This window comes from Rhodococcus triatomae (assembly GCF_014217785.1).
GTDB lineage: Bacteria > Actinomycetota > Actinomycetes > Mycobacteriales > Mycobacteriaceae > Rhodococcus_F > Rhodococcus_F triatomae.
Genome location: NZ_CP048814.1, coordinates 1399956 through 1423411, shown reverse-complemented (window position 1 = coordinate 1423411; position 23456 = coordinate 1399956). Strand labels below are relative to the sequence as shown.

Here is a 23456-nt window from a genome sequence, read left to right as displayed (position 1 = left end):
GTACGGGTCGCCTACTCGACTGCGGGCCGGTGCTCGACTCCGGCCCCCAATGCATAGGTGAGGTGCCCGCCCAGCGCCCCACCCACGCCGAGCGCTGCCAGTGCCGCGAGCGCCAGTGTCCGGGCCGCCGTGTCCGGGGGCTCCGGCGGCCGTCGACGGAGCCAGGATCCGGCCATCAGCGCCGCGGCGACGCCGTTCGCACCGGCGTGCAGCAGGCCCACCCGGCGTTGCCGGGTGTCGCGCAGCGACCAGTCGACCCAGCCGGTCGGTGCAACGACGCTCAGCGAGGCCAGGCCCGTCGCGATCAGCGTGCGCGCGGCCGCCGGCTCGTCGGCGACGGCGTCGAGGATCACCGCACCGGTCCACGTGCCGATCGGTATCGCCACGACCACGGGGTGCAGTGGGTGCCCCAGCCAGCGCCCGCCGAGGATCGTCTCGGCCGCGCTTCCTTCCAGCCTGCGTCGCAACGCCGTCCGGAGGCGGCCGGCGGGTCGGTCCAGAAAGGACGCCTCCTCGGCGGCGCTCCACGCCTTCTCGAGTGTGCCGGTCACGGTACGAGCCCGATCTTGATCGCGCCGTCGAGCTTCTTCTGGAAGATCTCGTACGCGTGCGGCGCCTGTTCCAGCGGGAGGGTGTGGGTGGCGAACGTGTCGACGCCGAGCGGATCCTCCTCGGTGAGTAGCGGCAGGATCTCCGGAACCCAGCGTTTGACGTTGGCCTGGCCCATCCGGAGCTGAATCTGCTTGTCGAACAGCGTCATCATCGGAATCGGGTCCAGCATCCCGCCGTAGACGCCGGAGAGCGAGATCGTCCCGCCGCGCCGGACGACGTCGATGGCGCTGTACAGGGCGGCGAGTCGATCGACCCCGGCCTTCTCGGTGAGCGGCTTGGCGACCGAGGAGGGCAGGAGCGCCGTGAGCTTCTGAACCGCGCCTGCGGCGACCGAGCCGTGTGCCTCCATGCCGACCGCGTCGATGACGGCGTCGGTACCCCGCCCGTCGGTGAGGTCACGGATGACGTCTCCGACTTCTCCGTCGATGCGAGTGAGGTCCACCGTTTCGACACCGTGTCGCGCGGCGCGCGCCAGCCGTTCGGGCACGAGGTCCACGCCGATCACCCGGAATCCGCGTCTCGAGGCGATCCGGGCGGCCATGTCCCCGATGGGTCCGAGACCGATCACCGTCAGCGACCCGCCGTCCGGCACGGACGCGTACTCGACGGCCTGCCACGCGGTGGGCAACACGTCGGACAGGTAGACGAAGCGCGAATCCGGTGGTCCTTCCGGGACTTTGACGTGGGTGTAGGCGGCGTGAGGTATTCGCAGGTACTCGGCCTGGCCACCGGGCACGCTCCCGTACAGTTCGGAGTAGCCGAAGAGGGCGGCGCCACTGCCCTGCTCCCTGACCTGGGTGACGTCGCACTGCGTCTGCAGGCCCGTCTCGCACATCGGACACGCGCCGCACGAGATCTGGAAGGGGACGACCACCCGGTCACCGACGGTGAGGTCGCCGGTGTCGGCGCCGACCTCTTCCACGACACCCATGGCCTCGTGGCCGAGTATGTCCCCGGGCTTCATGAACGCGCCGAGTACCTCGTACAGGTGCAGGTCCGATCCGCAGATGTTGGTGGTGGTGACGCGGATGACGGCGTCGGTGGGGTTCTCGATCCGCGGATCGGGAACGGTGTCGACCCGCACATCCCGTGTGCCTTGCCAGGTCACAGCTTTCATGGCGTCCTCCTGGGGGCGCGGAAGGTGGTGTCCGTGACTGCCGCCACGGCGGGGCGCCGCAGTGCGGTTCGGGCTGTCACACCGGGGCCGACCGAGGGGTACCCGCTCCGGTGGTGATTGACACCCGGGAAGGCGGGTACCCGGTCGCCGTTCCCCTTTTCTCGACTCTCCTGTTACTCGACTCCCCCGATTCGACGGAGGCGCACGATGAGCACACCCGACCACACGCCACCCGATCCCGATCCCGACGACACCCCGGACCTCGAGGAGGGCGGCGGAGTGTCTCCCGGAGCCACACCACCCGGGTCCGGGCAGACGTCGGGGCTGTCGGAACCCGAGCCTTCTCCGCACCGGAAACTGCCGATGTCACTGTTCGTCGTCGCGCTCATCGCCGTCCTGTTCGTGGTGGTGGCGGTGGGAATCGTGGTGATGTAGGCAGGTGGAGGGTTTGTGCACCCTCGCGACAGGGAAGTCCCTCAGTCGACGGACGGTGTATCCGTCACGCATCGGCCACGGACAACGAGAGGTGGCACCATGCCGGTCTGCGAGACGTGTGGAAACACGTACGACAAGACGTTCACGGTGACCCAGGGCGACCGTTCCGGGGTGTTCGACAGTTTCGAGTGCGCAGCGCAGAGCATGGCGCCACTGTGCGGACACTGTGGCTGTCGCATCCTCGGTCACGGAGTCGAGGCCGACAACGGCATCTACTGTTGCGCGCACTGTGCTCGGCAAGCCGGGCACGACAGTGCGACGGACCGCATCGGCTGAACGGCGCGACGAGCACGGAGGTGGACGTGAACGAACAGACGCCACATCGGATTCCCTATCCCGGAGACACCGAGGACATGGCCGAGAAGCCGCGCGACGAGATGCGTGGCTACGAAGGCCGTGGGCTCCTGTCCGGCAAGCGGGCGCTGGTGACGGGAGGAGATTCCGGTATCGGGCGGGCCGTGGCAGTCGCCTTCGCCAAGGAGGGAGCCGACGTCGCGATCGCGTACCTCAGTGAGGACGAGGACGCGGATCACACTGCGTCGCTGGCCCGTCGGGAGGGAGTTCGCGCGCTGACGATCGCCGGCGACCTCGCCTCTCCCGAGCACTGCCGAGAGGTAGTGGACCGGACGGTTCGCGAACTCGGCGGCGTCGACGTGCTGGTGAACAATGTCGCCTACCAGTCACCGGTGGACGACTTCCTCGAACTCGACGACGAGCAGTGGGACCACACGTTCGCCGTCAACATCGACAGCTTCTTCCACGTCACCAAGACGGCCGTACCGCACATGGCGCCGGGATCGTCCATCGTCAACACGGGCTCGATCAACGGGCTTCGCGGAAACAAGACGCTGATCGACTACTCGGCGACGAAGGGTGCGGTGACCGCTCTCACGTACTCGCTGGCGCAATCGTTGCTGGACAGAGGGATTCGGGTGAACTGTGTTGCCCCCGGCCCGGTGTGGACTCCGCTGATTCCGGCCACCCTCGATGCGGAGAAGGTCGGATCCTTCGGTGAGCAGACCCCGTACGGCAGGGCGGCGCAGCCGGACGAGATCGCACCGTCGTACGTGTTCTTCGCCTCGAACCGCTCGTCCTCCTACTACTCCGGCGAGGTGCTCGCGCCGATCGGCGGCGAGACCCTCCCCGGGTGAAGGTGCCGATGAGTCGGGCGGATCCGATCGAGTGGACCGATGCGCATGTCCACGTCGTGGACTTCCTCCAGCGCCGGGGTGACGTGGGCGACCTCGTGGAGGCGATGCTCGGGAGCGGCGTCACACACGCTGTGGTATTCGGGATTCCGGTGAAGAAGCGTTGGGCGACGTCCGAGCCCCTCGCGCCCGGCTACTATCTCGACGACAATGCCCCGTGCCACTATCACTCGCTGACCGACGTCATCACCTTGGACGTACTGCAGCAATGTGACGGCCGGGTCCGAATGGCGCCCCTGATATGCGGTTTCGATCCCACCGACCTGATGGTGAGAGAACATCTCGACGCGATGTGGGAGCGCTCGCGTGCATGGGCGGGCGTCGGTGAGGTCATGCTCCGCCACGACGACCTCACCAACCTCACCGATGGCGAGACGCCGGTGGCCGACCATCCTGCGATGGACGAGGTCGCGGACTTCTGCCGGGACACGGATGTGCCGGTCACCGTCCATCACGATTCCAGCTCGCCGGGGAGGCCGGACGCGCACGAGTTCGTCCCCGAATTCGAGCGGCTGCTCGGACGTCACCCGCGTACGCGGGTGGTGTGGGCGCACGCCGGGGTCTCCCGTCGAGTGGAATCGACCGAGCAGATCCGGGTGGTGGACGATCTACTGTCTCGCCACACCGAGCTGTACGTCGATCTCTCGTGGACAGTGCTCGATCACATCGTCGATCGGGACGGGCCCGGCGCGGCTGTCGATTCGCGGTGGCTCGAGCTGATCTGCCGTCGTGCCGACAGGTTCGTGGTGGGATCGGACACGGTGGGCCGAGCGGACATGTTCGAGGCGCGGGTCGGGCGCATTCAGTCGCTGCTCCGGACATTGCCCCAGACCGTGGCGAAGGCGGTCGCCGTCGACAACGCCTCCGCACTGTGGTTCCGTCCGGGTTCCTGACCGTCTCGCCGCACCGATGCCCGGCTGTCCCGACTCGACCACTCCGACACGACTACTCCGACACCCCTTCGGTGTCGTCGAAGAAGGACCAGCCGTTGTCGTCGGCGACCTCCATTCGCCAGCCGAGTTCACTGTTGTCGGCGCGAATGTCGACGAACCAGGCGTGCGCGTCTTCCGCACTGTCGATCGTCTTGGTCTCGACGACGGTTCCGGACGGATCGATCACGCGGTACTCGGCCACGGTGCCCTCCTTCTCTTCGATTCGTGCATCCCTGTGAAGTGGCAGTGGACGTACACGACCCGGGTACCCGAATCGGAACCCGCCAAACGATCGGAGCCCGAGAGCAATCGGTCATGCGGCCTCGCCGGCGATCACCGTAGGCCGAAGAAGCTCGTGTGACGCGGTCCTGTGGCCCCGGAGCGGGCGCCGGCGCGTGGCACCGATATGCGGGCGACGAAGGTGAGGGCCACCAGCAGAAGCAGTGCCAGCAGAGGGACATTGATGTTCATCGGGTCTCCTGACCATTCGGTGATTGCCACTGTCTACCCCGCCGAGACCGTGTCCAATCCCACCGGGCCGTCGCCTCCCCACCGCGTCCGCGATCCCGTGTGCCGCCCGGTGTGAGGGGAAGCCCGGGCGGCACACGAGATATCGGACGAGTTGTTCACGTCGACGAGATACCGGTCATGACTGTCGTCCACCACTTCTCGAGTGGGCTGGGGTCGGGCCAGATGACCGGTTCCTCGGCGAATGCGTTCACGGGCGCCTCCTCTGCTGTGTGGTCGTCGTATCCGGTTGTCGGGATCGGTCCACGGGCGGTCGGTCAGGCCGCGGTGATGGCCTGGTGCTCGTTCGAATGGGCGATCTCGATCTTGCGGGACTTGGCCTTTTCCGCGATCGGCACGGTCACTCGCAGAACACCGTTGTGATAGGAGGCCTCGATCTGCTCGGTATCGAGGTTCTCTCCCAGGAAGAGTTGCCTGCTGAAGATGCCCCGGGGTCGTTCGGACGCGACCATTTCCAGATCCGGGTCGGTCTCTCCCCGCTCGGCGTGCACGGTGAGTACGTTCCGTTCGACATCGAGGTCCAGGGACTCGGGCCGGACACCCGGAAGGTCGAACTCGACGACGAAGCGATCGTCGTCTCTCCAGGCGTCCATCGGCATGTGCGCCGGACGTGCGGTCGTGCCCAGAACCTGTTGGGCGACACGGTCGAGTTCACGGAACGGATCGGTACGCATCAACATGATCTCCACCTCCATCTGTGATTGTCTGCGCGCTGACGTTTGGCGCGGCCAGCAGATTACCTATAGAATCTGCTATAGGTTCTATATAGCAAAGAACATAGATCGATGCAAGGGTGACGGCCAGGGATTCGGAGGACGGGTGATGGATCGGAACTCACCTCGGCGGACGCCCGCAGCCCTGTATGGGATCTCGGTGACGGCAGAATTGTCCGGGGTCGGCGTGCAGGCGCTGCGTCACTACGAACGCCTGGGCCTGCTCACGCCCGAACGCACCGACGGCGGGACCCGCCGGTACAGCGACCGGGACCTGGCGCGGCTGGAGCGGATCTCCGAATTGATCGATGCGGGAGTCAACTTGGTGGGCGTGCGGCACATCTTGGCGCTCGAGGCTCGTAACGTCGATCTGGAAACGGACAACGCCCGGTTGCGTGGTGAGTCCGGCGGGGAGGGCGGGGCCGGGGACGACGGGACCGGTCGACGCGTCTGAACTGTGGCGGGCGTGGGCATTCTCGTTGTGGTCGTGCCCGGTGTGTACTAGCGTGATCGTCAGGTTGAGCAGGCAGCCCTCACGCTCGAAGCGCGGGCCCGCACGTACATGTTCTCGAGTGCGCTCCCTTCGTTTGTACTCTCCTCGCCGCGGGCTGCGCGCTTCTCGGCCGATTTTCGACGGAGGCAGGTCATGACGACATCGAATGCTTCTACCACCGAACGAGCACCGACTGCTCCGGGGGCCGGTCCCCGGCCGCCGAGGGGTCGGCCCGTGTTCTGGACCGCCCTGGCGGCGTCACTCGTCGTCTCGATGCTGGCATTGGCGGCCACCGGGTCCGTACCGGTGGCCGCGGTGACGGCTCTCTTGACGGCCGCGTGTATCACGCTTGCCACGGTGATGATCTGACAAACGGGGATGAGACAACGGTGACGAACTGAACTGCGAACACGGGAAGTGAGGAGAAGCCATGCCATCGCGAGGATCGGACGATCAGCCCCAGTTGAAGGACCAGGATCTGTACGAGAAATTGCGTGAGGAAGGCAACTCGAAGGAGAAGGCGGCCCGGATCTCGAACGCCGCGGCGGATCGTGGTCGCTCGGATGTCGGAAAGTCCGGCGGCCGGTCCGGATCGTACGAGGACTGGACGGTGGACGAGCTGCGCGAGCGGGCGAAAGAACTGGACTTGCAGGGATATTCGGACCTGAAGAAGGACGAACTCATCGACAGGCTGAGAAACCATTGACCCGAACGGTACGTGTCGATCACGTCACCGTCGTCGTTCCTGCGCACAACGAGAGAGCCGATCTCCCCGACTGCCTGCACGGGCTTCGTGAGGCGAGCGGCGGGCTGGATGTGCCGGTCCGGATCGTCGTCGTCCTCGACGCCTGCTCGGACGGCAGTGCCGAGGTGGTCGGTCCCGGGATCGAGACCGTGGTGGTGGATCTCCACAATGTCGGTGCAGCTCGTCGTGCCGGGTTCGCGGCCGTCCCGGTTCGCCGACACGAGTGGTTCGCGACCACGGATGCGGACTCGCGGGTGCCACCGAACTGGCTGAGTTCGCAGCTCGCACATGCGAGTGCGGGGGCGGAACTGGTGCCCGGCACGGTCGTCGTGGACGACTGGTCCCAGTGGTCGCCGGCGGTCCGGCGCCGGTATCTGGCGGCGTACGGGTCGAGCAAACGTCATGTCCACGGTGCCTCACTGGGTTTCAGCGCCGAGTTGTACGGGGCGGTAAGCGGATTCGCATCACTCGAGTCCGGTGAGGACGTGGACCTGATACACCGGATGATCGGTCGCGGAGCGCAGGTGGTGTGGAGTACCGACGCGCCGGTACGCACCTCGGCCAGAGCGCGGGGCCGCGCCCCTGCCGGCTTCGCCTCCCACCTGGCGAGCCTGCGGTGAGGATCCCGACGTCGGGGCCGGCGATCGATCCGGCTGTCGTCACGCACCTCGAGCGGGCATTGAGCAGAGGCGAGGGGAAGCTGCCGTTGCCGGGGGCCGGGCACACCGCGGCACGCTGGAGCGCACTCACTCGCGCCTGCCGGACGAACCTGTCCGCCGGACGGTTGCTCGAGGCACACGTCGATGCGGATGCGATCCTCGCCGAGACGGGTCACTCACGCGTCGGTGCGGGCGAGCTGTGGGGTGTGTGGGCGAGTGAGCCCCCGCGCCCACTCCTGGACGCCGAGCGGGAGCGTGACGCGTGGATTCTCCACGGGGAGAAGACGTGGTGTTCGGGTGCCTCGCTCTGCACCCACGCGCTCGTCACGGCCCGAGCCGACGGCACCTCACGATTGTTTGCGGTGGATCTCCGCGTGCCGGGTGCGGAACCGGGACACGGTGGCTGGCGCAATGCGGGAATGGCCGGTACGAACACCGAATCGGTCGCTTTCGACGGCGTACCGGCACGTCCCGTCGGCGCCGCCCGGGACTACCTGGACCGACCCGGCTTCTGGCACGGGGCCTGCGGGGTTGCGGCCTGCTGGTTCGGCGGCGCGCTGTCCGTGGCCGAGCCGCTGTACGAGCGGGCCCGGTCCGGCCGTGCCGACCCCCACCAACTCGCACACCTCGGTGGCGTCGACGCCGCCCTGGCGGCCGGACGGTGGGCGCTGGGGTCCGCCGCGGCGGAGATCGATGCCACGCCGGGTGCGCAGCCCGCGGACCGTCGTCGGGCCCAGAGGTTGCGAGCCGTCATCGAGCGCACCGCGACGGAGGTCGTGGACCGCGTCGGCCGGGCTCTCGGCGCCGCGCCACTGGCAACGGACGGCGCGCACGCTCGGGCCGTGGCGGATCTGCTCGTCTACCTTCGTCAGTCCCACGCCGAGCGGGACCTCCAGGCCCTGGGCGAGATCGCAGGCGCCGAGCCGTTCCCGGACGGTCCGTATGACGGGTAACGGCAACCTGTTTCGGCGATCCCCCTATCGTGGCACGCCGGAGCGCGAGTGGCGCAGGTGGTTGTCCGAGTGGCAGGGACCCGAGCTCTCTCTCGCCGGGTGCACCCACCTGGTGGTGGTTGCTCCGCATCCGGACGACGAGGTCCTCGGCGTCGGCGCACTGGCGGCGACGGCCGTGGCGTCCGGAATCCGCGTGACCGTGCTCGCCGTCACCGACGGTGAAGCCTCGCACCCGGATTCGCCCACGCTCACGCCGCAGGCCCTCGTTGCACGAAGGATCGACGAGTCGGAGCGTGCCGCCGAATGCCTGGGTGTTCCGGTTCCGCGGCGGCTCGGGTTCGCCGACGGGGGAGTGGCAGGACGGGAAGCCGAATTGTCCGCATACGTCGCGCGCATCGCGGGGGAGTCGGACGATGCGGCGGGCTCCTGGGTTCTGGCGACGTGGCGTGGAGACGGTCACCCGGACCACGAGGCGGTCGGCCGGGCCGCGGCACAGGCGTGCGCGGAGGGTGGCCACCGGCTGCTCGAGTATCCGGTGTGGATGTGGCACTGGGCGACACCCGGTGACGCCGCGGTCCCCTGGGAGCGGGCCGCGATCGCTACGCCCGACCGGGAGGTGCTGCGACGTAAGGAGAAGGCGGTGCAGCGCTTCCGGACCCAGATCGCGCCGCTCTCCGACGACCCGCGGGACGCCGCGATCCTGCCTCCGTGGGTGTTGGAGCGGCTCACTCGCGGCACCGAGGTGGTGTTCCTGTGACCGAAATGGACGGGGACTTCTTCGAATCGATGTACGCCGACGCCGAAGACCCGTGGGGTTTCGCCGAACGGTGGTACGAGGAACGCAAGTACGCACTGACTCTCGCGGCGTTGCCGCGCCGGCGCTACCGATGTGCGTTCGAGCCGGGCGGTTCCGTCGGGGTGTTCACCGAGATGCTCGCACGTCGCTGCGACCGAGTGGTGGCCACCGACATCGTCGCTCGTGCGCTCGACACGTCCGCGGCTCGGTTGCGCCGCGCGGGTCTCGCCGATCGGGTGGAACTCCGGCAGAGTTCGCTGCTGGCCACCTGGCCTGTGGAACGGTTCGACCTGATCGTCCTCGGTGAGGTGCTCTACTACCTGGACGCCGAGGGGCTGCGCACCGTCGCGGCCCGCGCCGTCGACGCACTCGAGGACGGCGGCACCCTGATCGCGGTGCACTGGACCCACCGGGTGCCGGACTATCCCTCGACCGGCACCCGGGTACACGACGAACTCGCCCGCACACCCGGCCTCGTGCCGTTCGCGTCGTACGCGGACGGCGACTTCCGTCTGGACGTGCTCACCCGCGGGGCCGTTCCGTCGGTCGCAGCGGAGGAGGGGCTGGTGTCGCGCCCGGATTCCGGCGCGTCCTAGGTAGGCGATCCGCGGACGTTGTCTGCGCCGTGCTCTCGAAGGTTCGGGAGCACGGTGTGCAGAACGTCCGCGGATCGAGGGACGAGCGGGGGTGCCGAACTCCCCGTCACGCGCCATCCCAGTGGGGGCTGATCATCGACTACACCTCGACCACGGACTCGCTCGGGAGGACGCGGAACTCCGTGCCCTCCGGCGCCATGTCGGAGTAGCGCCCGTAGAAGATCCCGGTTGCCTGGTCTGCGACGATGCCCTGATGGATGGGAACCGCGAGCCGCGGGGCGACCGCCCGCAGGTAGTCGATCGCCTCCCAGATCTTCAGCCACGGGGCCGCGGCGGGCAGGGCCAGTACGTCCACGTCGTGGTCGGGGACGAACAGGGAATCGCCCGGATGCAGCAGCCGTGCCGGGCTCTCGGCGTCGCCGAGCAGATACGCGGTGTTGTCGATCACCGGGATCTCGGGGTGAATGGTGGCGTGGACGCCGCCGGTGCCCGTGACCCGGACGTCGCCGATGTCGAACTCGTCGCCCGCGCGTACCGCCGTCCACCGGCCGCCGAGCTGCTGCGCGGTCTGCGGATCCGCATAGAGGGCGGCGCCGGGGTTGGCCTCGACCAGGGCCGGCAGCCGTGCGGGGTCCGCGTGGTCGGGATGCTGATGGGTGACCATGATCGCGTCCAGGCCTTCGATGCCCTCGAATCCGTGCGAGAAGTTCCCCGGGTCGAACAGGATGGTCGAACCGTGCAATTCGACGAGGACGCAACTGTGGCCGAAGTGAGTCAATCGCATGTCTCGAGTATGCGCCGTCACACCTGCGCGGCGCCGGATTCGCACTGGGTGGGAAGCGCCCGGCCGCTGCCGGTAAACTGGGCGAGCGCCCGGTGTCCCACCAGGGCCGAGCACAACTACCGAGGAGCGTCCGCGTGGCCCGTGTCGTCGTCGAAGTCATGCCCAAGGCCGAGATTCTCGACCCGCAGGGGCAGGCCATAGCCGGCGCCCTCCCGCGGCTCGGATTCAACGGAATCACGGACGTTCGTCAGGGCAAGCGTTTCGAGCTCGAGGTCGACGGCAGCGTCGACGACGCCCAGCTCGAGCAGATCGCCGAGGCGCTCCTCGCCAACACGGTGATCGAGAACTGGACCGTCAGGCGCGTCGAGGCATGAGCGCACGCGTCGGAGTCATCACCTTCCCCGGCACCCTCGACGACGTCGATGCCGCACGCGCCGTGCGCCTGGCCGGCGGCGAGGCCGTGAGCCTCTGGCACGGTGACGCGGACCTGAAGAACGTCGATGCCGTCATCGTGCCCGGTGGCTTCTCCTACGGCGACTACCTGCGCGCCGGCGCGATCGCCCGATTCACCCCGGTGATGGGGAAGGTCGTGGAGGCAGCCGGGAAGGGCATGCCGGTCCTGGGCATCTGCAACGGCTTCCAGGTGCTGTGCGAGGCGGGTCTGCTGCCCGGTGCGCTCACCCGCAACGAGGGCCTGCACTTCATCTGTCGGGACCAGTGGCTGAAGGTGGAGGCCACGTCCACGGCCTGGACCGGCCGGTACGAGCCGGGCGCCGAGATCCTGATTCCGCTCAAGTCGGGCGAGGGCCGGTACCAGGCCTCGCAGACGGTGCTCGACGAGCTCGAGGGCGAGGGTCGTGTCGTGTTCCGTTACGCGGGAGACAACCCGAACGGCTCGCAGCGTGCCATCGCGGGGATCTCCTCGGCGAACGGTCGCGTCGTCGGACTCATGCCGCATCCGGAGCACGCCACCGAGGCCCTCACCGGTCCCAGCGACGACGGGCTGGGCATGTTCTACTCCGTGCTCGAGAGCGTCGTCTCGGCCTGACCGGCCCCGTCACCTGACCGGCCCCGTCACTGCCCGGCACACCGAGTCGACGGCCGGGCTACTGCTCGGCGGCCGCGATGAGCGCCCGGAGCGCGGCGAGCTCCGCGGCGAGTGCGCTCCGGCCTGTCGCGGTGATGGATGCCCAGGTGCGCGGTCGGCCGGAACCGCGCCGCTCCGTGGCCACCAGCTCTGCTTCCTGGAGCACCTTCAGGTGACGGTTGAGGTTGCCGTCGGTGAGATGGAGGGCATCGCGCAGTGCGCCGAACTCCATCGAGGCGCCGGAGTCGAGCAGCGCCAGGATTCCGAGGCGAGTGCGTTGGTGTACGACGTCGTCGAGTCCGACCGTCGGGTGCGGATCGTTCATGAGCGGCTGTCCGACTCGGTGCGCAGGACCTCGACGAACACGCCCAGTGCGGCCGCCGTTCCGACGACGAGTACGAGGACGACCTCGCTCTGTGCCGGCTCGGTGATCGTCACGACGGCAGCGGTGACCAGTGCGACCGCGGCGACGGCGCCGGTGGTCACCGACCGCCAGGTCAGAGCGAGGATGCCGAGACCGACACCGACGACGAGCCAGGCGGCGACGTTCGCCCAGCTACCGCGATAGAACAGGACCAACGCGAGCACGCCGAGCAGCATCACTGCGCCGGTGGCGAGGGCCAGGAGGCCGGGTGCCTCGGCAGGCTGGACGCGACGGGTGGCGAAGTACCACCCGGAGGCGATCGCCGTGAGCGGGGCGACGACGACCCAGTAGAGGTAGCTGGACTCGCCGAGCAGGAGCGCGGCCGGAACCCACGCGAACACCGCCGTCGCGACGCACAGGAGGGGGAACCAGACGGGGGCTGCCAGTCTTCGTCCCTGCGACGACCATTTCTCGATGTCGGACACGAGGCCGCGGGCGGCGGCCGCATCCGGGTTACTTTGCGATGCAGAGTTCATGGCTTCTACTTTGCGATGCAGAGTGGAGTCTGTCAAGTGCGGTCGGCCGGCCGCGTGCGAGTGGGGCGTCGCGAGCCGGGGACCCGAACCCCTCCATCGGGCCCCCGGCTCGTCTGCCGTGAGGTCGGCCCGAATCGTCATCCGGGGCCGGTGCCGTGACGTGCCCACCGGGGCCGCTGCCCCGTGTCGTCGTCACGCGAATCACTCTGGTCGACCGAAGGTCGGCGCGCCCGAGTAGAACTACGCAAATCGGATCGGTATTTACTCCCCGGGAGGACTACTGCTCGGGCGAGAGAGCGCGAATCGCGAGGTCGGCGATCGCCTCCGCGTGCGCGGCGCCGAGTGGATGCGCGCCGGTCTGCCAGCGATGCAGCAGGGGCGCCATGAACATCTCGAAAACCACGGAATCCTCGACGTCCGTGCGCAGTTGGCCTGCCTCGCGGGCCGACCGGAAACGGACGCGCGCCGCCGCGAACTGTGGTCCGAGCATGCGCTCGTCGATGATCCGGCGCAGCTCGGGATCCTGCAGGGACTCGATCGTCAGCGCGCGGTACAGGGCGTCGAATTCGGGGGAGGCGAACTCTTCTTCGGTGGCTCGCAGGATCGCGGCCATGTCCGCGCGGAGGTCGCCGGTGTCCGGAAAGGTGAGATCGTCCGGGTTCCGCGCTGCGAGGGCATCCACGACGACGGCGCCCTTCGAGGGCCACCAACGGTAGATGGTCTGCTTGCCGACTCCTGCGCGCGCCGCGATTCCCTCGACGGTGATCCTCGGATAGGGCAACTCGGCGATCAGCTCTCGAGTGGCGGAGAGGACGGCCGAACTGGCACGTGCGGAGCGGCGAGGGTGACTGTCGTCCGTCCTGGTGGAGGCCATGAGGTCACTATACGAGACGTTCCGTCTTGACACATTCTCCGGTGGGTGGCACGGTGAGAGGGCATTCGAGACGATACGTCTCGGTTCGTTAATTCCCTCTCCGAGGAGGCTCCCGTGTCCCGCCGTCACATCGCCATGGTCAGCATTCCCGCACCAGGTCATGTCAATCCGAGCCTGGAGGTGATTCGCGGCCTCGTCGACCGTGGCTACCGGGTCACCTACGCCGATGATCCCGCGATGCGGGAAGTCATCGAGTCCACGGGTGCCGAGTTCCGTCCGTACGTCAGCACCCTGCCGCAGGTGAACACCGCGGCGGGATCCAGTGCGACGGAAGAGGAGCCGTGGGGCGGGGACGCCATCGACGCTCTCGCCCTCTTCCAGGCCGACTACGAATCGATGTTGCCGCAGTTGCGGGAGCTGTACGACGCCGATCGGCCGGATCTCTTCCTCTACGACATCGCCGGGGTTCCGGCTCGAATCCTGGCTCGGCAGTGGGAGATCCCCATCGTCCAGCTGTCGCCCACGTACGTCGCGTGGGAGGGGTACGAGCAGGACATGGCGGAACACATCGCGACGATGCGCGCCGATCCGCGCGGTAGTGCACTGTACGAACGTCAGCGGGAGTTTCTGCGGGACAACGGTATCGACGACGACCCGGACGACTTCCTCGGACGACCGCCGCGTGCGGTGGTGCTCGTCGCGAAGTCCATGCAGCCGAACGCGGAGCGGGTGGACGAGGACGTCTACACCTTCGTCGGCCCGGCGCTGCCGCAGACGCGGGGCGAGGACGGTGCCTGGTGCCGACCCGGCAACGGGGACCGAGTGCTGCTGATTTCGTTGGGAACGGCGTACTCGGGCCGGCCGGACTTCTATAGACGTGCGCTCGCGGCGTACGGCGGGCTGCCGGGCTGGCACGTCGTCCTGCAGGTCGGCCGCCACGTCGATCCCGCCGATCTGGGCGAGATCCCGGCGAATGTCGAGGTGCACCGATGGGTGCCGCAATACGACATCCTCGTGGAGGCCGACGCGTTCGTCACCCATGCCGGTATGGGTGGATCGAGCGAGGGGATCTACACGGCGACGCCGATGATTGCGGTGCCACAGGCGGTCGACCAGTTCGAGAACGCGGATGCCCTGGTGGCGGCGGGGGTCGCGGTGCGGGTGGATGGGGAGACCGTGACGCCGGAGCGGTTGCGAGCCGCACTCGCGGAGGTCACCGCGCCGGACGTCCGGACGCGCTCGCGCGAACTCGCCGCCGAACTGCGTGAAGCCGGGGGAGTGCGCGCTGCGGTGGCCGTCGTCGAATCGGCATTGGGCGGGGCGCGCAATTAGTCCGTACGCTGTACGAGGTACGGGCCGGCCGTACGAGGACTCCACCGGAGGGATGACGAGTGACGAGCACCGTCTCGAACGAGACCCTGACCACGCCCGCCGAGCGGCACAGGATCGCCGACGCCCACGACGTCATCAGAGTGCGTGGTGCCAGGGAGAACAACCTGCGGGACATTTCCGTCGACCTTCCGAAGCGTCGACTCACCGTGTTCACCGGAGTGTCGGGATCGGGCAAGTCCTCGCTCGTGTTCGGCACCGTGGCCGCCGAATCCCGGAGGCTCATCAACGAGACGTACACCGCCTTCGTGCAGTCCTTCATGCCGAGTCTCGGTCGGCCGGAGGTCGATTCACTCCAGAACCTCAGTGCGGCCATCGTGGTCGATCAGGAGCGGATGGCGGCGAATTCCCGGTCCACCGTCGGCACCGTCACCGATGCCTACACGATGTTGCGGATCGTCTTCAGCCGGCTGGGCGATCCGTACGTCGGCACCTCGAGTGCCTTCAGTTTCAACACCCCGGACGGCATGTGTCCCCGCTGCGAGGGTGTCGGCGAGGTGTCCGACATCGATGTCGACCAACTCGTCGACCGTTCCCGCTCCCTGCGGGAGGGTGCGATCACCGTTCCCAACTTCGCCGTCGACTCCTGGTACTGGCAGGTCATGGCCGGATCCGGTCTCTACGACCCGGACAAGAAGCTGGCCGACTTCACCGACCGGGAGTGGGACGACTTCCTCCACAAGCCGTCCACGAAGATCAAGGCGGCCACGCACAACACCACGTACGAGGGCCTCCTCACCAAGATTCAGCGCATGTGGCTGTCGAAGGACCGCGACTCCCTGCAACCGCACCTCCGGGCGTTCGTGGACCGGGCCGTGACGTTCGCCCCGTGTCCCGAGTGCGGTGGTACGAGGCTGACCGCCGCGGCACTGTCGTCCACCATCGACGGCCGCAACATCGCGGACTGTTCCTCGATGCAGATCAGTGATCTGGCCGTGTTCGTCCGGGGCATTGCCGACCCCTCGGTGGCGCCCCTGTGCGACGAGTTGGTGCACCTGCTCGACTCGCTGGTCGAGATCGGGCTGGGCTATCTGAGCCTGGACCGTCGGTCGGGCACGCTGTCGGGCGGAGAGGCCCAGCGCGTGAAGATGGTTCGTCACCTGGGGTCGAGCCTCACCGACGTGACCTACGTGTTCGACGAACCCACCGCCGGGCTCCACCCGCACGACATCGCGAACATGAACGAGTTGCTCCTGAGGCTCCGGGACAAGGGCAACACCGTCCTGGTCGTCGAGCACAAGCCCGAGGTGATCGCGATAGCCGATCACGTGGTGGATCTCGGCCCGGGAGCGGGCACTGCCGGGGGAGAGATCTGCTACTCCGGCGACGTCGCGGGGCTGCGTTCCTCGGGCACCCTCACCGGCAGGCACCTCGACCACCGCGCCGAGCTGCGGAAGACGACCCGGACGCCGACGGGAAGTCTCTCCGTCGAGCATGCGGACCTGCACAATCTGCGGGACGTGAGCGTGGAGTTCCCGCTCGGAGTCCTCACCGTCGTCACCGGCGTGGCGGGGTCGGGCAAGAGCTCGCTCGTGCACGGCTTCCTCTCGGGCCGAGACGGGGTCGTCGTCGCCGACCAATCGCCGATCCGGGGTTCGCGCCGGTCCAATCCGGCTACCTACACCGGGCTGCTGAGCCCGATCCGGGCGGCCTTCGCGAAGGAGAACGGGGTCAAAGCCGCTCTCTTCAGCGCGAATTCGGAAGGGGCGTGCTCGGGGTGCGGCGGCGTCGGTGTGGTCTACACGGACCTGGCGATGATGGCGGGGGTCGCCACGGTGTGCGAGGACTGCGACGGCAAGCGGTTCACCCGCGAGGTTCTCGGCTACACCCTCCGGGGAAAGAACATCAGTGAGGTCCTGGACATGCCTGTCGCCGAGGCGTGTGACTTCTTCCCGTCGGGACGGGCGCACGCGATATTGCGGCGGCTCCGGGACGTGGGGCTCGGCTACCTGCGGCTCGGTCAGCCGCTCGACACCCTGTCCGGTGGCGAGCGGCAGCGGATCAAGCTCGCGATCCACATGGTGGACAAGGCTTCCACCTACATCCTCGACGAGCCGACCACCGGCCTGCACCTCGCCGACGTCGACAATTTGCTCGCGCTGCTGGACCGGCTCGTCGACGAGGGCAGCTCGGTGATCGTCATCGAGCATCACCAGGCCGTGGTGGCGCACGCGGACTGGATCGTCGACCTCGGGCCGCGCGGCGGTCACGACGGTGGGCAGGTGGTGTTCACCGGGACTCCCCGTGACCTGGTCGAGCGCGGATCGACGCTCACCGCCGATCATCTGCGCCGTTACCTCGACCGAGAGTGAACCCCTGCCTCGTCAGACACTCCGGTAACAATATTCACACAAGCGACGCGCGAGGCGGCGGTCGCGTGGTTGGGTGATCCGCGATAACCCGATCGAGAGCCGGATACCGAGATCCGGCCGTGGAAGGGGCACCCCCGTGCGTGCGAGACGATGGTTGTCGGCGGTATCGGCCGCTGCGATGGCGGTGACCCTCGCGGCGGCGACCGGGTCGCCGGCCGCAGCACAGGGCGGCCCGTGCGGGCAATCCTCCGGAAGCAGCGGCAGCGCCGCGCTGGGTAGCTCGAGCGGGTCGCTCCGCGACTTCGGCCTGCCCTGGCTGACCGGGCCGCCGGACGGTGGCGTGCCGCAGCTGGTCGGGCGCACGCAGGCCATCGAGATGGTGACCGGGCCGGGCAGTCCGAACGAGACGATCGAGCGCTTCAACGTCTCGGGAACCGACCTCGGGATCATGTGGGACGCGTACAACGGCGACGTCCTGATGGCGTTCGGTGACACGGTCGGCGACTGCGACGTCCCGGGCGACGACTGGCGCAGCAACGTCCTCTTCCGCAGCAACGACCGCAATCTCGCGGACGGCATGCGTATCGACAGTTCGCCGTTGGACGGCCCGAACCACTCCCGACAGGTCATCCACGGACTGTTCGGCCTGCCGCCGGGGAGTCCGATCGAATACACGGTGATCCCCACCGCCGGCGTCGCCGTCGGGACCGACCAGTACGTGCGGTACATGTCCGTGCGCAGCTGGGACACTCCCGGCAACTGGACCACCAACTACTCGGGCCTGGCTCGCTCGACCGACAACGGGGAAACCTGGACCACCGAACCGTCCACCGCCCGCGTGAACGCGGCGGGCCTCGACATCCCCGGCCTCCCGGCCGTCTCGGCGGGGAACGAGAACTTCCAGCAGAGCGCATTCGTGCCGGGAGCCGACGGTTGGATCTACGAATTCGGCACGCCCTCGGGTCGATTCGGTCCCGCGCGACTCGCCCGGGTACAGGGCGGCCAGATCAACGACCTCGCCGCGTACGAGTACTGGAACGGATCCGGGTGGGTCCCGGACATCTCGGCGGCGGCGGAGGTCATTCCGGGCACGGTGAGCGAGCTCTCGGTGCAGTGGAACGACTACCTGAACAAGTACGTCGCGATGTACACCGACCCGGTCAAGGGGCTGGTGATCCGCCAGGCGGACCGGTTCGAGGGGCCGTGGAGCGGTACCCAGACACTGCTCAACGGTGCGCTGTTGCCCGGCCTGTACGGCGGGTTCATGCATCCCTGGTCCAGCGGGCGCAACCTCCACTTCGTGGCCACGACCTGGAACCGCTACAACGTGATCTACATGCGCACGGATCTCGAGGGACTGCAGATGGCTGCCACCGATTCGGTGGACCGCCCCGATCCCACGACCACGGGGGAGTCGCGGCTGCTGGACATCGAGTACCCGGGCGAGTGACGCCGTCCGGGGCCACACCCGGGCGGGCTGTCGGGCCCGCCGCCTATCGTGCGGGCATGATGCTGGCACTGGAGATGATCACCGTCGACAGCGACGACCCCGGGCCCCTGGCGCGGTGGTGGGCCGAGCAGACCGGGGGTGAGGTCCTGGAGGAGAACGACGGCTGGTTCCATGTCGTGTCGGTTCCGGGGTGGCAGGCACGGCTCACATTCCAGAAGGTGGGTGACCCGACACCGGGAAAGAACCGCATTCACCTCGACCTGTCGACGCCCGACCTCGATGCCGAGGTCGCCCGGCTCCTCGCGGCCGGCGCCTCGGAGCATGAACGACACGAGATGGGTGGGTTCCGCTGGGTCACGCTCGCCGACCCGGGAGGCAACCGATTCTGCGTGTCCGGCCCGCCCCCCGACCAGGAGTCCTGACCTGACAGCTGGGGGCCGGTGGCGGCGAGCCCGCGGGGTGACCATGATGTGCTCATGACTTTGACGACGTGGGCGGGCGCCGAGGGACTGTGCAACTTCATCGACGCGTCGCCGTCACCGTTCCACGTGTGTGCCACGGTGTCGGCAACGCTGTCGGCGAACGGTTTCACCGAACTCGACGAGACACAGTCCTGGCCCGCCGATCCTGGCCGCTACTACGTCGTGCGCGGCGGGTCGCTGATCGCGTGGAGCACGCAGGGCGTGTCCCGGACGGCACCGTTCCGCATCGTCGGCGGACACACCGACAGCCCGAATCTGCGCGTCAAGCAGCATCCGGACCTGTCCGTCGCCGGGTGGCAGGTGGTCGGGCTCGAACCGTACGGCGGCGCCTGGCTCAATTCGTGGCTCGACCGGGACCTCGGCCTCTCCGGCCGGATCAGTGTCCGTGAGGCCAATGCCGTTCGAGATGTTCTCGTCCGGGTGGACGAGCCGATCCTGCGGGTTCCGCAGCTGGCGATCCATCTGTCGGAGGACCGCAAGGGTGTCCATCTCGACCCGCAGCGCCATCTGAACGCGGTCTGGGGTCTCGGGACCGAGCCACGCTCGCTCATCGACTACGTGGCCGCGCAGGCCGGTGTCGCCGCCGACGACGTCCTCGGATGGGAGCTGATGACCCACGATCTCGCCCCGAGCCGCCTGGTGGGTGCCGAGAACGAACTCGTCAGCGCTCCCCGCCTGGACAACCAGGGCACGTGCTACGCGGGCACGCACGCGCTGCTCGCGGCCGTCGAGAATCCCGGCGAGCAGGTCCCCGTCCTCGCGTTGTTCGACCACGAGGAGGTCGGCAGCATGTCCGAGAGGGGTGCGTTCTCCGATCTGCTGAACTCGGTGCTCGAGCGGGTGGTACTGGCCCGGGCCGGAGGAAGGGAAGAGTATCTGCAGGCGAAGGCCGGCTCGCTGTGCGCCTCGGGCGACATGGCGCACGCCACCCACCCCAACTATCCCGAGCGGCACGAACCCGCGCACCGCATCGTCGTGGGTGCCGGACCGGTCCTCAAGGTCAACCAGAACCTGCGCTACGCCTCGGACGCCAACGGGGAGGCCGCCTTCGCGCTCGCGTGCGCCCAGGTCGGGGTACCGCTCCAGCGGTACGTCCACCGCGCGGACCTACCGTGTGGCTCCACGATCGGACCGATCACCGCCTCGCGCACGGGTATCTCGACCGTCGACGTGGGCGCGCCCCAACTCGCCATGCACTCGGCGCGCGAACTGATGGGAGCCGGCGACGTCCGCATGTACGCGGACGCTCTCGCGGCTTTCCTGGCGCCGGACCGGTAGTCGAGTCCGCCGTAGCCGAATCACCACCGTCCGGGTTTCCACCGGAGCACAATCACGGCATGGGGACGCGGGACGATCGCAGTACGGATGCAGTACGCCGCGCGAGCCTGGTGGCTGCCGCCGCAGCGGTGGGCGGATTCCTGTTCGGTGCCGACACCTCGACGATGAACGGGGCGATCAACGGGATACAGCCGGACTTCGGGCTGGCGTCGTCGTCGGTCGGGGCCGTCGTCGCGATCTCCATCCTCGGGTGTGCGCTGGGCGCATTCCTCGCGGGCCGGGTGTCGGCGCGGATCGGGCAGACCGCGACGATGCGGCTCGGGGGCGTGCTCGTCGTTCTCGGCTCGCTGGCGGCCGCGCTCGCCTGGAACGTGGTTCCACTCGGCCTGTGCCGCATCGTGTGCGGCGTGGGTATCGGGCTGCTCAGCGTGATCGTGCCGGGGTACATCGCCGAGATCGCGCCCGAATCCGTGCGTGGTCGACTCGGTTCGTTCTGGCAGCTGGCCATCGTCATCGGCATCTTCACCGGACTTCTCGCGGACTATGTGCTCAACCGGCTGGCCGGCGGTGCGCAGGGTACGGAGCCCTGGGGTGGCTCGGCGTGGCGGTGGATGTTCGTCGCAGTGGCCGTCGCGGGTGCCGTCTACCTCGCGCTGGTGTTCCGGCTGACCGATTCCGGTCACCACGAGAAGCGGCAGGCCGCGGGCGGAGGAATGTCGCTGCTGCGTGGGACGGCGTGGGGGCTGGCCCCGATCGTGTGGGTCGGAATCGGCCTGGCCGCGCTCCAGCAACTCGTCGGAATCAACGTGATCTTCTTCTACTCGACGACACTCTGGCAGTCGGTCGGGTTCTCGGAGGACTCGGCGTTCCTCACCGGATTGTTCACCGCGGCAGTCAACATCGCCGCGACCGTCGGAGCGGTGTTCCTCGTCGACCGGCTCGGTCGGCGGCCGCTGTTGATCGGAGGCAGCGCCGGGATCACGGTGACCCTCGCAACGCTCGCCGTGTGCTTCTCCACCGCGGGAGACGACGGCTCGCTGCCTCCCGGCGTGGGTGTCGTCGCCCTGATCGCGGCAAACCTGTTCGTCGTGTTCTTCGGCCTCAGTTGGGGGCCGCTCATGTGGGTCGTGCTCGGCGAGATCTTCGAGCACCGGATGCGCGCGGTCGCGATGTCGCTGACCGTCATGGTGAACTGGCTGACGAATTGGCTCGTCACCCGGACCTTCCCGTCGCTCGCGGACCTGGGTCTGCCGGTCGCCTACGCGCTCTACGCGGGGTTCGGTGCGTTCGCGGTGTATTTCACCGTGCGCTATGTCCGGGAGACGAAGGGCAAGGTTCTGGATTGAGTCCGGTCCGGTGCACGTCCCGGTCTATCGGCGGTGGGCCAGCCGTCGTACCACGAGGTCGCCACTCGATTGGATGCCCTGGACGAGGACGACGAGGATGACGACGGCCACGAGCAGGACCGGAGTGTTGAAACGCTGGTAGCCGTACTTGATCGCGAAGTCGCCCAGACCACCGGCGCCGACGGCTCCCGCCATCGCGGAGTAGCCGACGAGCATGACGGCCGTGAGGGTCGCTCCGGCGATCAGGCCGGGAACCGCCTCCGGAAGAAGAACTTTGGCGACGAGGTGCCGGTTGGTCGCCCCCATGGACACGGCCGCCTCGACCCGTCCGGAGTCCACCTCACGGAGCGCGTTCTCCACGACACGAGCGAAGAACGGCACCGAACCGATGGTCAGCGGCACGATCGCCGCGGTCGCGCCCAGCGACGTACCGACGACGAGGCGGGTGACGGGGATCAACAGCACCAGCAGGATCACGAAGGGGAGGGAGCGCCCGACGTTCACCACGGTGCCCAGCACCGAATTGACGGTGCGGTTCGGGGCGATTCCGGTGGGTGTCGTCGCGTGCAGCACCACACCGAGAGCGATACCGATCACCACCGTGAGAACGAAGGAGACCCCCACCATGTACAGGGTTTCCAGCAACGCCTCCCACGCCTCGGGGAGCGAGTCCTGCCAGCTGACCTTGTTCACGTGAAGCTCACCTGCACTCCGCGTCCGGTGAGGTACCGCGAGATCCGGGTACGAAGCTCGGTGTCCGTGCCACCCGAGGATTCCGGATCGTCGCCACGCGAATCGAATTCGACGCGGAGACGACCCACCTGGTGCTTTCCGATGTCGTCGACGCCGCCGGACCGGATCGTGACGTCGAGATCGAGGTCACGAGCGACGTCGGTGAGCACGGGCGACGAGGCGAGCGAGTCGACGAAGGTGAGCAGGGCCGGGATGCCGCGGCTGTCCGCCGGCGGCGGCCCGCTCGGCAGGAGGGCCGCTCCGAGAGGCGAATCCGGATCGGCGACGAGATCGGTCAGGGTTCCGACATCCGCGACCCGCCCGTCGGCGAGGAGGGCCGCCCGATGGCAGATACGCCGGACGACGCCGAGATCGTGGGTGATGAGGACGACGGTCACCCCCAGCCTCCGATTCAGATCGGCCAGCAGATCCAATATCTGCGTGGTGGTTTCGGAATCCAGGGCGCTCGTCGCCTCGTCGCACAGCAGGACGTCCGGGCCCGCTGCGAGCGCCCGTGCGATTCCCACCCGTTGCTTCTGCCCACCGGACAACTGCGAGGGATAGGCCCGCCTGCGATGCCCGAGCCCCACCAGTTCGACGAGTTCGTCGATGCGTTCGCGACGCTGGTTCCTGGGATAGCCGGCGACCTCGAGCGGAAACGAGATGTTGGCCTCGACGGTGCGTGAGTGCAGCAGGTTGAAGTGCTGGAACACGACACCGATCCGGCGGCGTGCGGTCCGCAGCTCGGCCGGGGTGAGGCTCGTCAGCTCGATGTCGCCCAACAGGATCCGGCCCGACGTCGGTGTCTCGAGGAGGTTGAGGCACCGCAGCAGAGTGGACTTGCCCGCTCCGCTGCGCCCGATGATCCCGAAGACCTCGCCGTCCTCGATGTCCAGGGACACCGAATCGAGCGCGGTGAGGACGGAGTCGCCGTCGGCGTACTCCTTGGTGACCTGCTGGATGGAGAAGGGCATG

30 protein-coding genes are annotated in these 23456 nt (G+C 68.2%); 19 read left to right on the top strand and 11 right to left on the bottom strand.

What is annotated here, in order from left to right; genetic code table 11:
• Positions 1 to 11: 11 nt before the first annotated feature.
• Positions 12 to 551: a DUF2231 domain-containing protein gene (locus G4H71_RS06720; RefSeq protein ID WP_072736174.1), complete on the bottom strand. Its 540-nt coding sequence runs from the start codon at positions 549 to 551 to the stop codon at positions 12 to 14.
• Complete coding sequence (locus G4H71_RS06715) at positions 548 to 1729, bottom strand: zinc-dependent alcohol dehydrogenase (protein ID WP_072736173.1); 1182 nt, start codon at positions 1727 to 1729, stop codon at positions 548 to 550. The genes G4H71_RS06720 and G4H71_RS06715 overlap by 4 nt, the downstream gene beginning before the upstream one ends.
• 207 nt (positions 1730 to 1936) lie before the next feature.
• Between G4H71_RS06715 and G4H71_RS06710 the strand changes: the two genes are divergently transcribed.
• The 4 genes from G4H71_RS06710 (at position 1937) to G4H71_RS06700 (ending at position 4325) form a co-directional block, all read left to right on the top strand.
• Complete coding sequence (locus tag G4H71_RS06710; protein WP_072736172.1) at positions 1937 to 2164, top strand: DUF6480 family protein; 228 nt, start codon at positions 1937 to 1939, stop codon at positions 2162 to 2164.
• A 99-nt stretch (positions 2165 to 2263) separates the two neighbouring features.
• Positions 2264 to 2500 carry a metallothionein gene (locus G4H71_RS22380; protein ID WP_072736171.1) on the top strand — a complete coding sequence of 79 codons (237 nt, stop codon included), beginning with the start codon at positions 2264 to 2266 and terminating at the stop codon, positions 2498 to 2500.
• A gap of 26 nt (positions 2501 to 2526) precedes the next feature.
• Positions 2527 to 3375 carry an SDR family oxidoreductase gene (locus G4H71_RS06705; RefSeq protein ID WP_371842124.1) on the top strand — a complete coding sequence of 283 codons (849 nt, stop codon included), beginning with the start codon at positions 2527 to 2529 and terminating at the stop codon, positions 3373 to 3375.
• Between the two features lie 8 nt (positions 3376 to 3383).
• The gene (locus tag G4H71_RS06700) at positions 3384 to 4325 is read left to right on the top strand and encodes an amidohydrolase family protein (protein WP_072736352.1); all 942 of its coding nucleotides are present in this window, start codon (positions 3384 to 3386) and stop codon (positions 4323 to 4325) included.
• Between the two features lie 52 nt (positions 4326 to 4377).
• Here G4H71_RS06700 and G4H71_RS06695 read toward each other — a convergent pair whose 3' ends face one another.
• From G4H71_RS06695 to G4H71_RS06685, 3 genes are all read right to left on the bottom strand, one after another.
• The gene (locus G4H71_RS06695) at positions 4378 to 4566 is read right to left on the bottom strand and encodes a hypothetical protein (protein WP_072736170.1); all 189 of its coding nucleotides are present in this window, start codon (positions 4564 to 4566) and stop codon (positions 4378 to 4380) included.
• Positions 4567 to 4697: 131 nt separating this feature from the next.
• On the bottom strand, positions 4698 to 4835 hold the full coding sequence (locus G4H71_RS06690; protein WP_169847107.1) for a hypothetical protein: 138 nt from the start codon (positions 4833 to 4835) through the stop codon (positions 4698 to 4700).
• Between the two features lie 314 nt (positions 4836 to 5149).
• The gene (locus tag G4H71_RS06685) at positions 5150 to 5572 is read right to left on the bottom strand and encodes an Hsp20/alpha crystallin family protein (RefSeq protein WP_072736351.1); all 423 of its coding nucleotides are present in this window, start codon (positions 5570 to 5572) and stop codon (positions 5150 to 5152) included.
• Between the two features lie 142 nt (positions 5573 to 5714).
• Between G4H71_RS06685 and G4H71_RS06680 the strand changes: the two genes are divergently transcribed.
• The 7 genes from G4H71_RS06680 to G4H71_RS06655 all read left to right on the top strand — a co-directional run bounded on the left by G4H71_RS06680 (position 5715) and on the right by G4H71_RS06655 (position 9847).
• A complete protein-coding gene (locus tag G4H71_RS06680; protein ID WP_072736169.1) occupies positions 5715 to 6059 on the top strand; it encodes a MerR family transcriptional regulator in 345 nt (114 codons plus the stop codon).
• Positions 6060 to 6332: 273 nt separating this feature from the next.
• On the top strand, positions 6333 to 6467 hold the full coding sequence (locus G4H71_RS22560; protein ID WP_255314902.1) for a hypothetical protein: 135 nt from the start codon (positions 6333 to 6335) through the stop codon (positions 6465 to 6467).
• A 61-nt stretch (positions 6468 to 6528) separates the two neighbouring features.
• Positions 6529 to 6804, top strand: a complete 276-nt coding sequence (locus tag G4H71_RS06675; protein ID WP_072736168.1) for a DUF7218 family protein — start codon at positions 6529 to 6531, stop codon at positions 6802 to 6804.
• The gene (locus G4H71_RS06670; RefSeq protein WP_072736167.1) at positions 6801 to 7463 is read left to right on the top strand and encodes a glycosyltransferase family 2 protein; all 663 of its coding nucleotides are present in this window, start codon (positions 6801 to 6803) and stop codon (positions 7461 to 7463) included. Before G4H71_RS06675 ends, G4H71_RS06670 begins: the two co-directional genes overlap by 4 nt.
• Before the next feature lie 23 nt (positions 7464 to 7486).
• Positions 7487 to 8455 carry an acyl-CoA dehydrogenase family protein gene (locus tag G4H71_RS06665; protein WP_072736350.1) on the top strand — a complete coding sequence of 323 codons (969 nt, stop codon included), beginning with the start codon at positions 7487 to 7489 and terminating at the stop codon, positions 8453 to 8455.
• Complete coding sequence (locus G4H71_RS06660; RefSeq protein ID WP_072736166.1) at positions 8445 to 9212, top strand: PIG-L deacetylase family protein; 768 nt, start codon at positions 8445 to 8447, stop codon at positions 9210 to 9212. The genes G4H71_RS06665 and G4H71_RS06660 overlap by 11 nt, the downstream gene beginning before the upstream one ends.
• A 5-nt stretch (positions 9213 to 9217) precedes the next feature.
• On the top strand, positions 9218 to 9847 hold the full coding sequence (locus G4H71_RS06655; RefSeq protein WP_072736349.1) for an SAM-dependent methyltransferase: 630 nt from the start codon (positions 9218 to 9220) through the stop codon (positions 9845 to 9847).
• 139 nt (positions 9848 to 9986) lie between these two features.
• Here the strand turns inward: G4H71_RS06655 and G4H71_RS06650 are convergent, their stop codons facing one another.
• Positions 9987 to 10631: an MBL fold metallo-hydrolase gene (locus G4H71_RS06650; RefSeq protein ID WP_072736165.1), complete on the bottom strand. Its 645-nt coding sequence runs from the start codon at positions 10629 to 10631 to the stop codon at positions 9987 to 9989.
• Positions 10632 to 10765: 134 nt separating this feature from the next.
• Between G4H71_RS06650 and purS the strand changes: the two genes are divergently transcribed.
• Positions 10766 to 11005 (top strand): phosphoribosylformylglycinamidine synthase subunit PurS, encoded by a 240-nt coding sequence (gene purS / locus G4H71_RS06645; protein WP_072736164.1) that lies wholly within the window; start codon positions 10766 to 10768, stop codon positions 11003 to 11005.
• Positions 11002 to 11679: a phosphoribosylformylglycinamidine synthase subunit PurQ gene (gene purQ, locus G4H71_RS06640; RefSeq protein WP_072736163.1), complete on the top strand. Its 678-nt coding sequence runs from the start codon at positions 11002 to 11004 to the stop codon at positions 11677 to 11679. The genes purS and purQ overlap by 4 nt, the downstream gene beginning before the upstream one ends.
• A 58-nt stretch (positions 11680 to 11737) precedes the next feature.
• On the opposite strand, the gene G4H71_RS06635 is transcribed toward purQ, so the two are convergent.
• The 3 genes from G4H71_RS06635 to G4H71_RS06625 all read right to left on the bottom strand — a co-directional run bounded on the left by G4H71_RS06635 (position 11738) and on the right by G4H71_RS06625 (position 13492).
• Positions 11738 to 12043, bottom strand: a complete 306-nt coding sequence (locus G4H71_RS06635) for a transcriptional regulator (RefSeq protein ID WP_072736162.1) — start codon at positions 12041 to 12043, stop codon at positions 11738 to 11740.
• A complete protein-coding gene (locus G4H71_RS06630) occupies positions 12040 to 12618 on the bottom strand; it encodes a hypothetical protein (protein WP_139183127.1) in 579 nt (192 codons plus the stop codon). The genes G4H71_RS06635 and G4H71_RS06630 overlap by 4 nt, the downstream gene beginning before the upstream one ends.
• Before the next feature lie 277 nt (positions 12619 to 12895).
• A complete protein-coding gene (locus tag G4H71_RS06625; protein WP_072736160.1) occupies positions 12896 to 13492 on the bottom strand; it encodes a TetR/AcrR family transcriptional regulator in 597 nt (198 codons plus the stop codon).
• Positions 13493 to 13606: 114 nt separating this feature from the next.
• On the opposite strand from G4H71_RS06625, the gene G4H71_RS06620 reads away from it, so the two are divergent.
• The 6 genes from G4H71_RS06620 (at position 13607) to G4H71_RS06595 (ending at position 21749) form a co-directional block, all read left to right on the top strand.
• The gene (locus G4H71_RS06620; RefSeq protein WP_246442502.1) at positions 13607 to 14824 is read left to right on the top strand and encodes a macrolide family glycosyltransferase; all 1218 of its coding nucleotides are present in this window, start codon (positions 13607 to 13609) and stop codon (positions 14822 to 14824) included.
• A gap of 59 nt (positions 14825 to 14883) precedes the next feature.
• A complete protein-coding gene (locus G4H71_RS06615; RefSeq protein WP_246442512.1) occupies positions 14884 to 17193 on the top strand; it encodes an ATP-binding cassette domain-containing protein in 2310 nt (769 codons plus the stop codon).
• Between the two features lie 178 nt (positions 17194 to 17371).
• Positions 17372 to 18643, top strand: coding sequence for a glycoside hydrolase family 183 protein (locus G4H71_RS06610; RefSeq protein WP_072736159.1), 1272 nt, complete (start codon positions 17372 to 17374; stop codon positions 18641 to 18643).
• Positions 18644 to 18699: 56 nt separating this feature from the next.
• Positions 18700 to 19065, top strand: a complete 366-nt coding sequence (locus G4H71_RS06605) for a VOC family protein (RefSeq protein ID WP_072736346.1) — start codon at positions 18700 to 18702, stop codon at positions 19063 to 19065.
• 54 nt (positions 19066 to 19119) lie between these two features.
• On the top strand, positions 19120 to 20403 hold the full coding sequence (locus G4H71_RS06600; protein WP_072736158.1) for a M18 family aminopeptidase: 1284 nt from the start codon (positions 19120 to 19122) through the stop codon (positions 20401 to 20403).
• A gap of 59 nt (positions 20404 to 20462) precedes the next feature.
• Positions 20463 to 21749: an MFS transporter gene (locus G4H71_RS06595; RefSeq protein ID WP_072736157.1), complete on the top strand. Its 1287-nt coding sequence runs from the start codon at positions 20463 to 20465 to the stop codon at positions 21747 to 21749.
• A gap of 24 nt (positions 21750 to 21773) precedes the next feature.
• On the opposite strand, the gene G4H71_RS06590 is transcribed toward G4H71_RS06595, so the two are convergent.
• Complete coding sequence (locus tag G4H71_RS06590) at positions 21774 to 22442, bottom strand: methionine ABC transporter permease (RefSeq protein WP_072736156.1); 669 nt, start codon at positions 22440 to 22442, stop codon at positions 21774 to 21776.
• Complete coding sequence (locus G4H71_RS06585) at positions 22439 to 23455, bottom strand: methionine ABC transporter ATP-binding protein (RefSeq protein WP_072736155.1); 1017 nt, start codon at positions 23453 to 23455, stop codon at positions 22439 to 22441. Before G4H71_RS06585 ends, G4H71_RS06590 begins: the two co-directional genes overlap by 4 nt.
• Position 23456: the final 1 nt, after the last annotated feature.

Bases quoted from the DNA above. Each gene is read 5' to 3' on its own strand.
- G4H71_RS06625 (WP_072736160.1), bottom strand. From the start codon at position 13,492: ATGGCCTCCACCAGGACGGACGACAGTCACCCTCGCCGCTCCGCACGT.
- G4H71_RS06630 (WP_139183127.1), bottom strand. From the start codon at position 12,618: ATGAACTCTGCATCGCAAAGTAACCCGGATGCGGCCGCCGCCCGCGGC.
- purQ (WP_072736163.1), top strand. From the start codon at position 11,002: ATGAGCGCACGCGTCGGAGTCATCACCTTCCCCGGCACCCTCGACGAC.
- G4H71_RS06650 (WP_072736165.1), bottom strand. From the start codon at position 10,631: ATGCGATTGACTCACTTCGGCCACAGTTGCGTCCTCGTCGAATTGCAC.
- G4H71_RS06585 (WP_072736155.1), bottom strand. From the start codon at position 23,455: ATGCCCTTCTCCATCCAGCAGGTCACCAAGGAGTACGCCGACGGCGAC.
- G4H71_RS06655 (WP_072736349.1), top strand. From the start codon at position 9,218: ATGGACGGGGACTTCTTCGAATCGATGTACGCCGACGCCGAAGACCCG.
- G4H71_RS06675 (WP_072736168.1), top strand. From the start codon at position 6,529: ATGCCATCGCGAGGATCGGACGATCAGCCCCAGTTGAAGGACCAGGAT.
- G4H71_RS22380 (WP_072736171.1), top strand. From the start codon at position 2,264: ATGCCGGTCTGCGAGACGTGTGGAAACACGTACGACAAGACGTTCACG.
- G4H71_RS06600 (WP_072736158.1), top strand. From the start codon at position 19,120: ATGACTTTGACGACGTGGGCGGGCGCCGAGGGACTGTGCAACTTCATC.
- G4H71_RS06715 (WP_072736173.1), bottom strand. From the start codon at position 1,729: ATGAAAGCTGTGACCTGGCAAGGCACACGGGATGTGCGGGTCGACACC.
- G4H71_RS06660 (WP_072736166.1), top strand. From the start codon at position 8,445: ATGACGGGTAACGGCAACCTGTTTCGGCGATCCCCCTATCGTGGCACG.
- G4H71_RS06680 (WP_072736169.1), top strand. From the start codon at position 5,715: ATGGATCGGAACTCACCTCGGCGGACGCCCGCAGCCCTGTATGGGATC.
- G4H71_RS06610 (WP_072736159.1), top strand. From the start codon at position 17,372: ATGGCGGTGACCCTCGCGGCGGCGACCGGGTCGCCGGCCGCAGCACAG.
- G4H71_RS06595 (WP_072736157.1), top strand. From the start codon at position 20,463: ATGGGGACGCGGGACGATCGCAGTACGGATGCAGTACGCCGCGCGAGC.
- G4H71_RS06605 (WP_072736346.1), top strand. From the start codon at position 18,700: ATGATGCTGGCACTGGAGATGATCACCGTCGACAGCGACGACCCCGGG.
- G4H71_RS06700 (WP_072736352.1), top strand. From the start codon at position 3,384: ATGAGTCGGGCGGATCCGATCGAGTGGACCGATGCGCATGTCCACGTC.
- G4H71_RS06690 (WP_169847107.1), bottom strand. From the start codon at position 4,835: ATGAACATCAATGTCCCTCTGCTGGCACTGCTTCTGCTGGTGGCCCTC.
- G4H71_RS06635 (WP_072736162.1), bottom strand. From the start codon at position 12,043: ATGAACGATCCGCACCCGACGGTCGGACTCGACGACGTCGTACACCAA.
- G4H71_RS06710 (WP_072736172.1), top strand. From the start codon at position 1,937: ATGAGCACACCCGACCACACGCCACCCGATCCCGATCCCGACGACACC.
- G4H71_RS06685 (WP_072736351.1), bottom strand. From the start codon at position 5,572: ATGTTGATGCGTACCGATCCGTTCCGTGAACTCGACCGTGTCGCCCAA.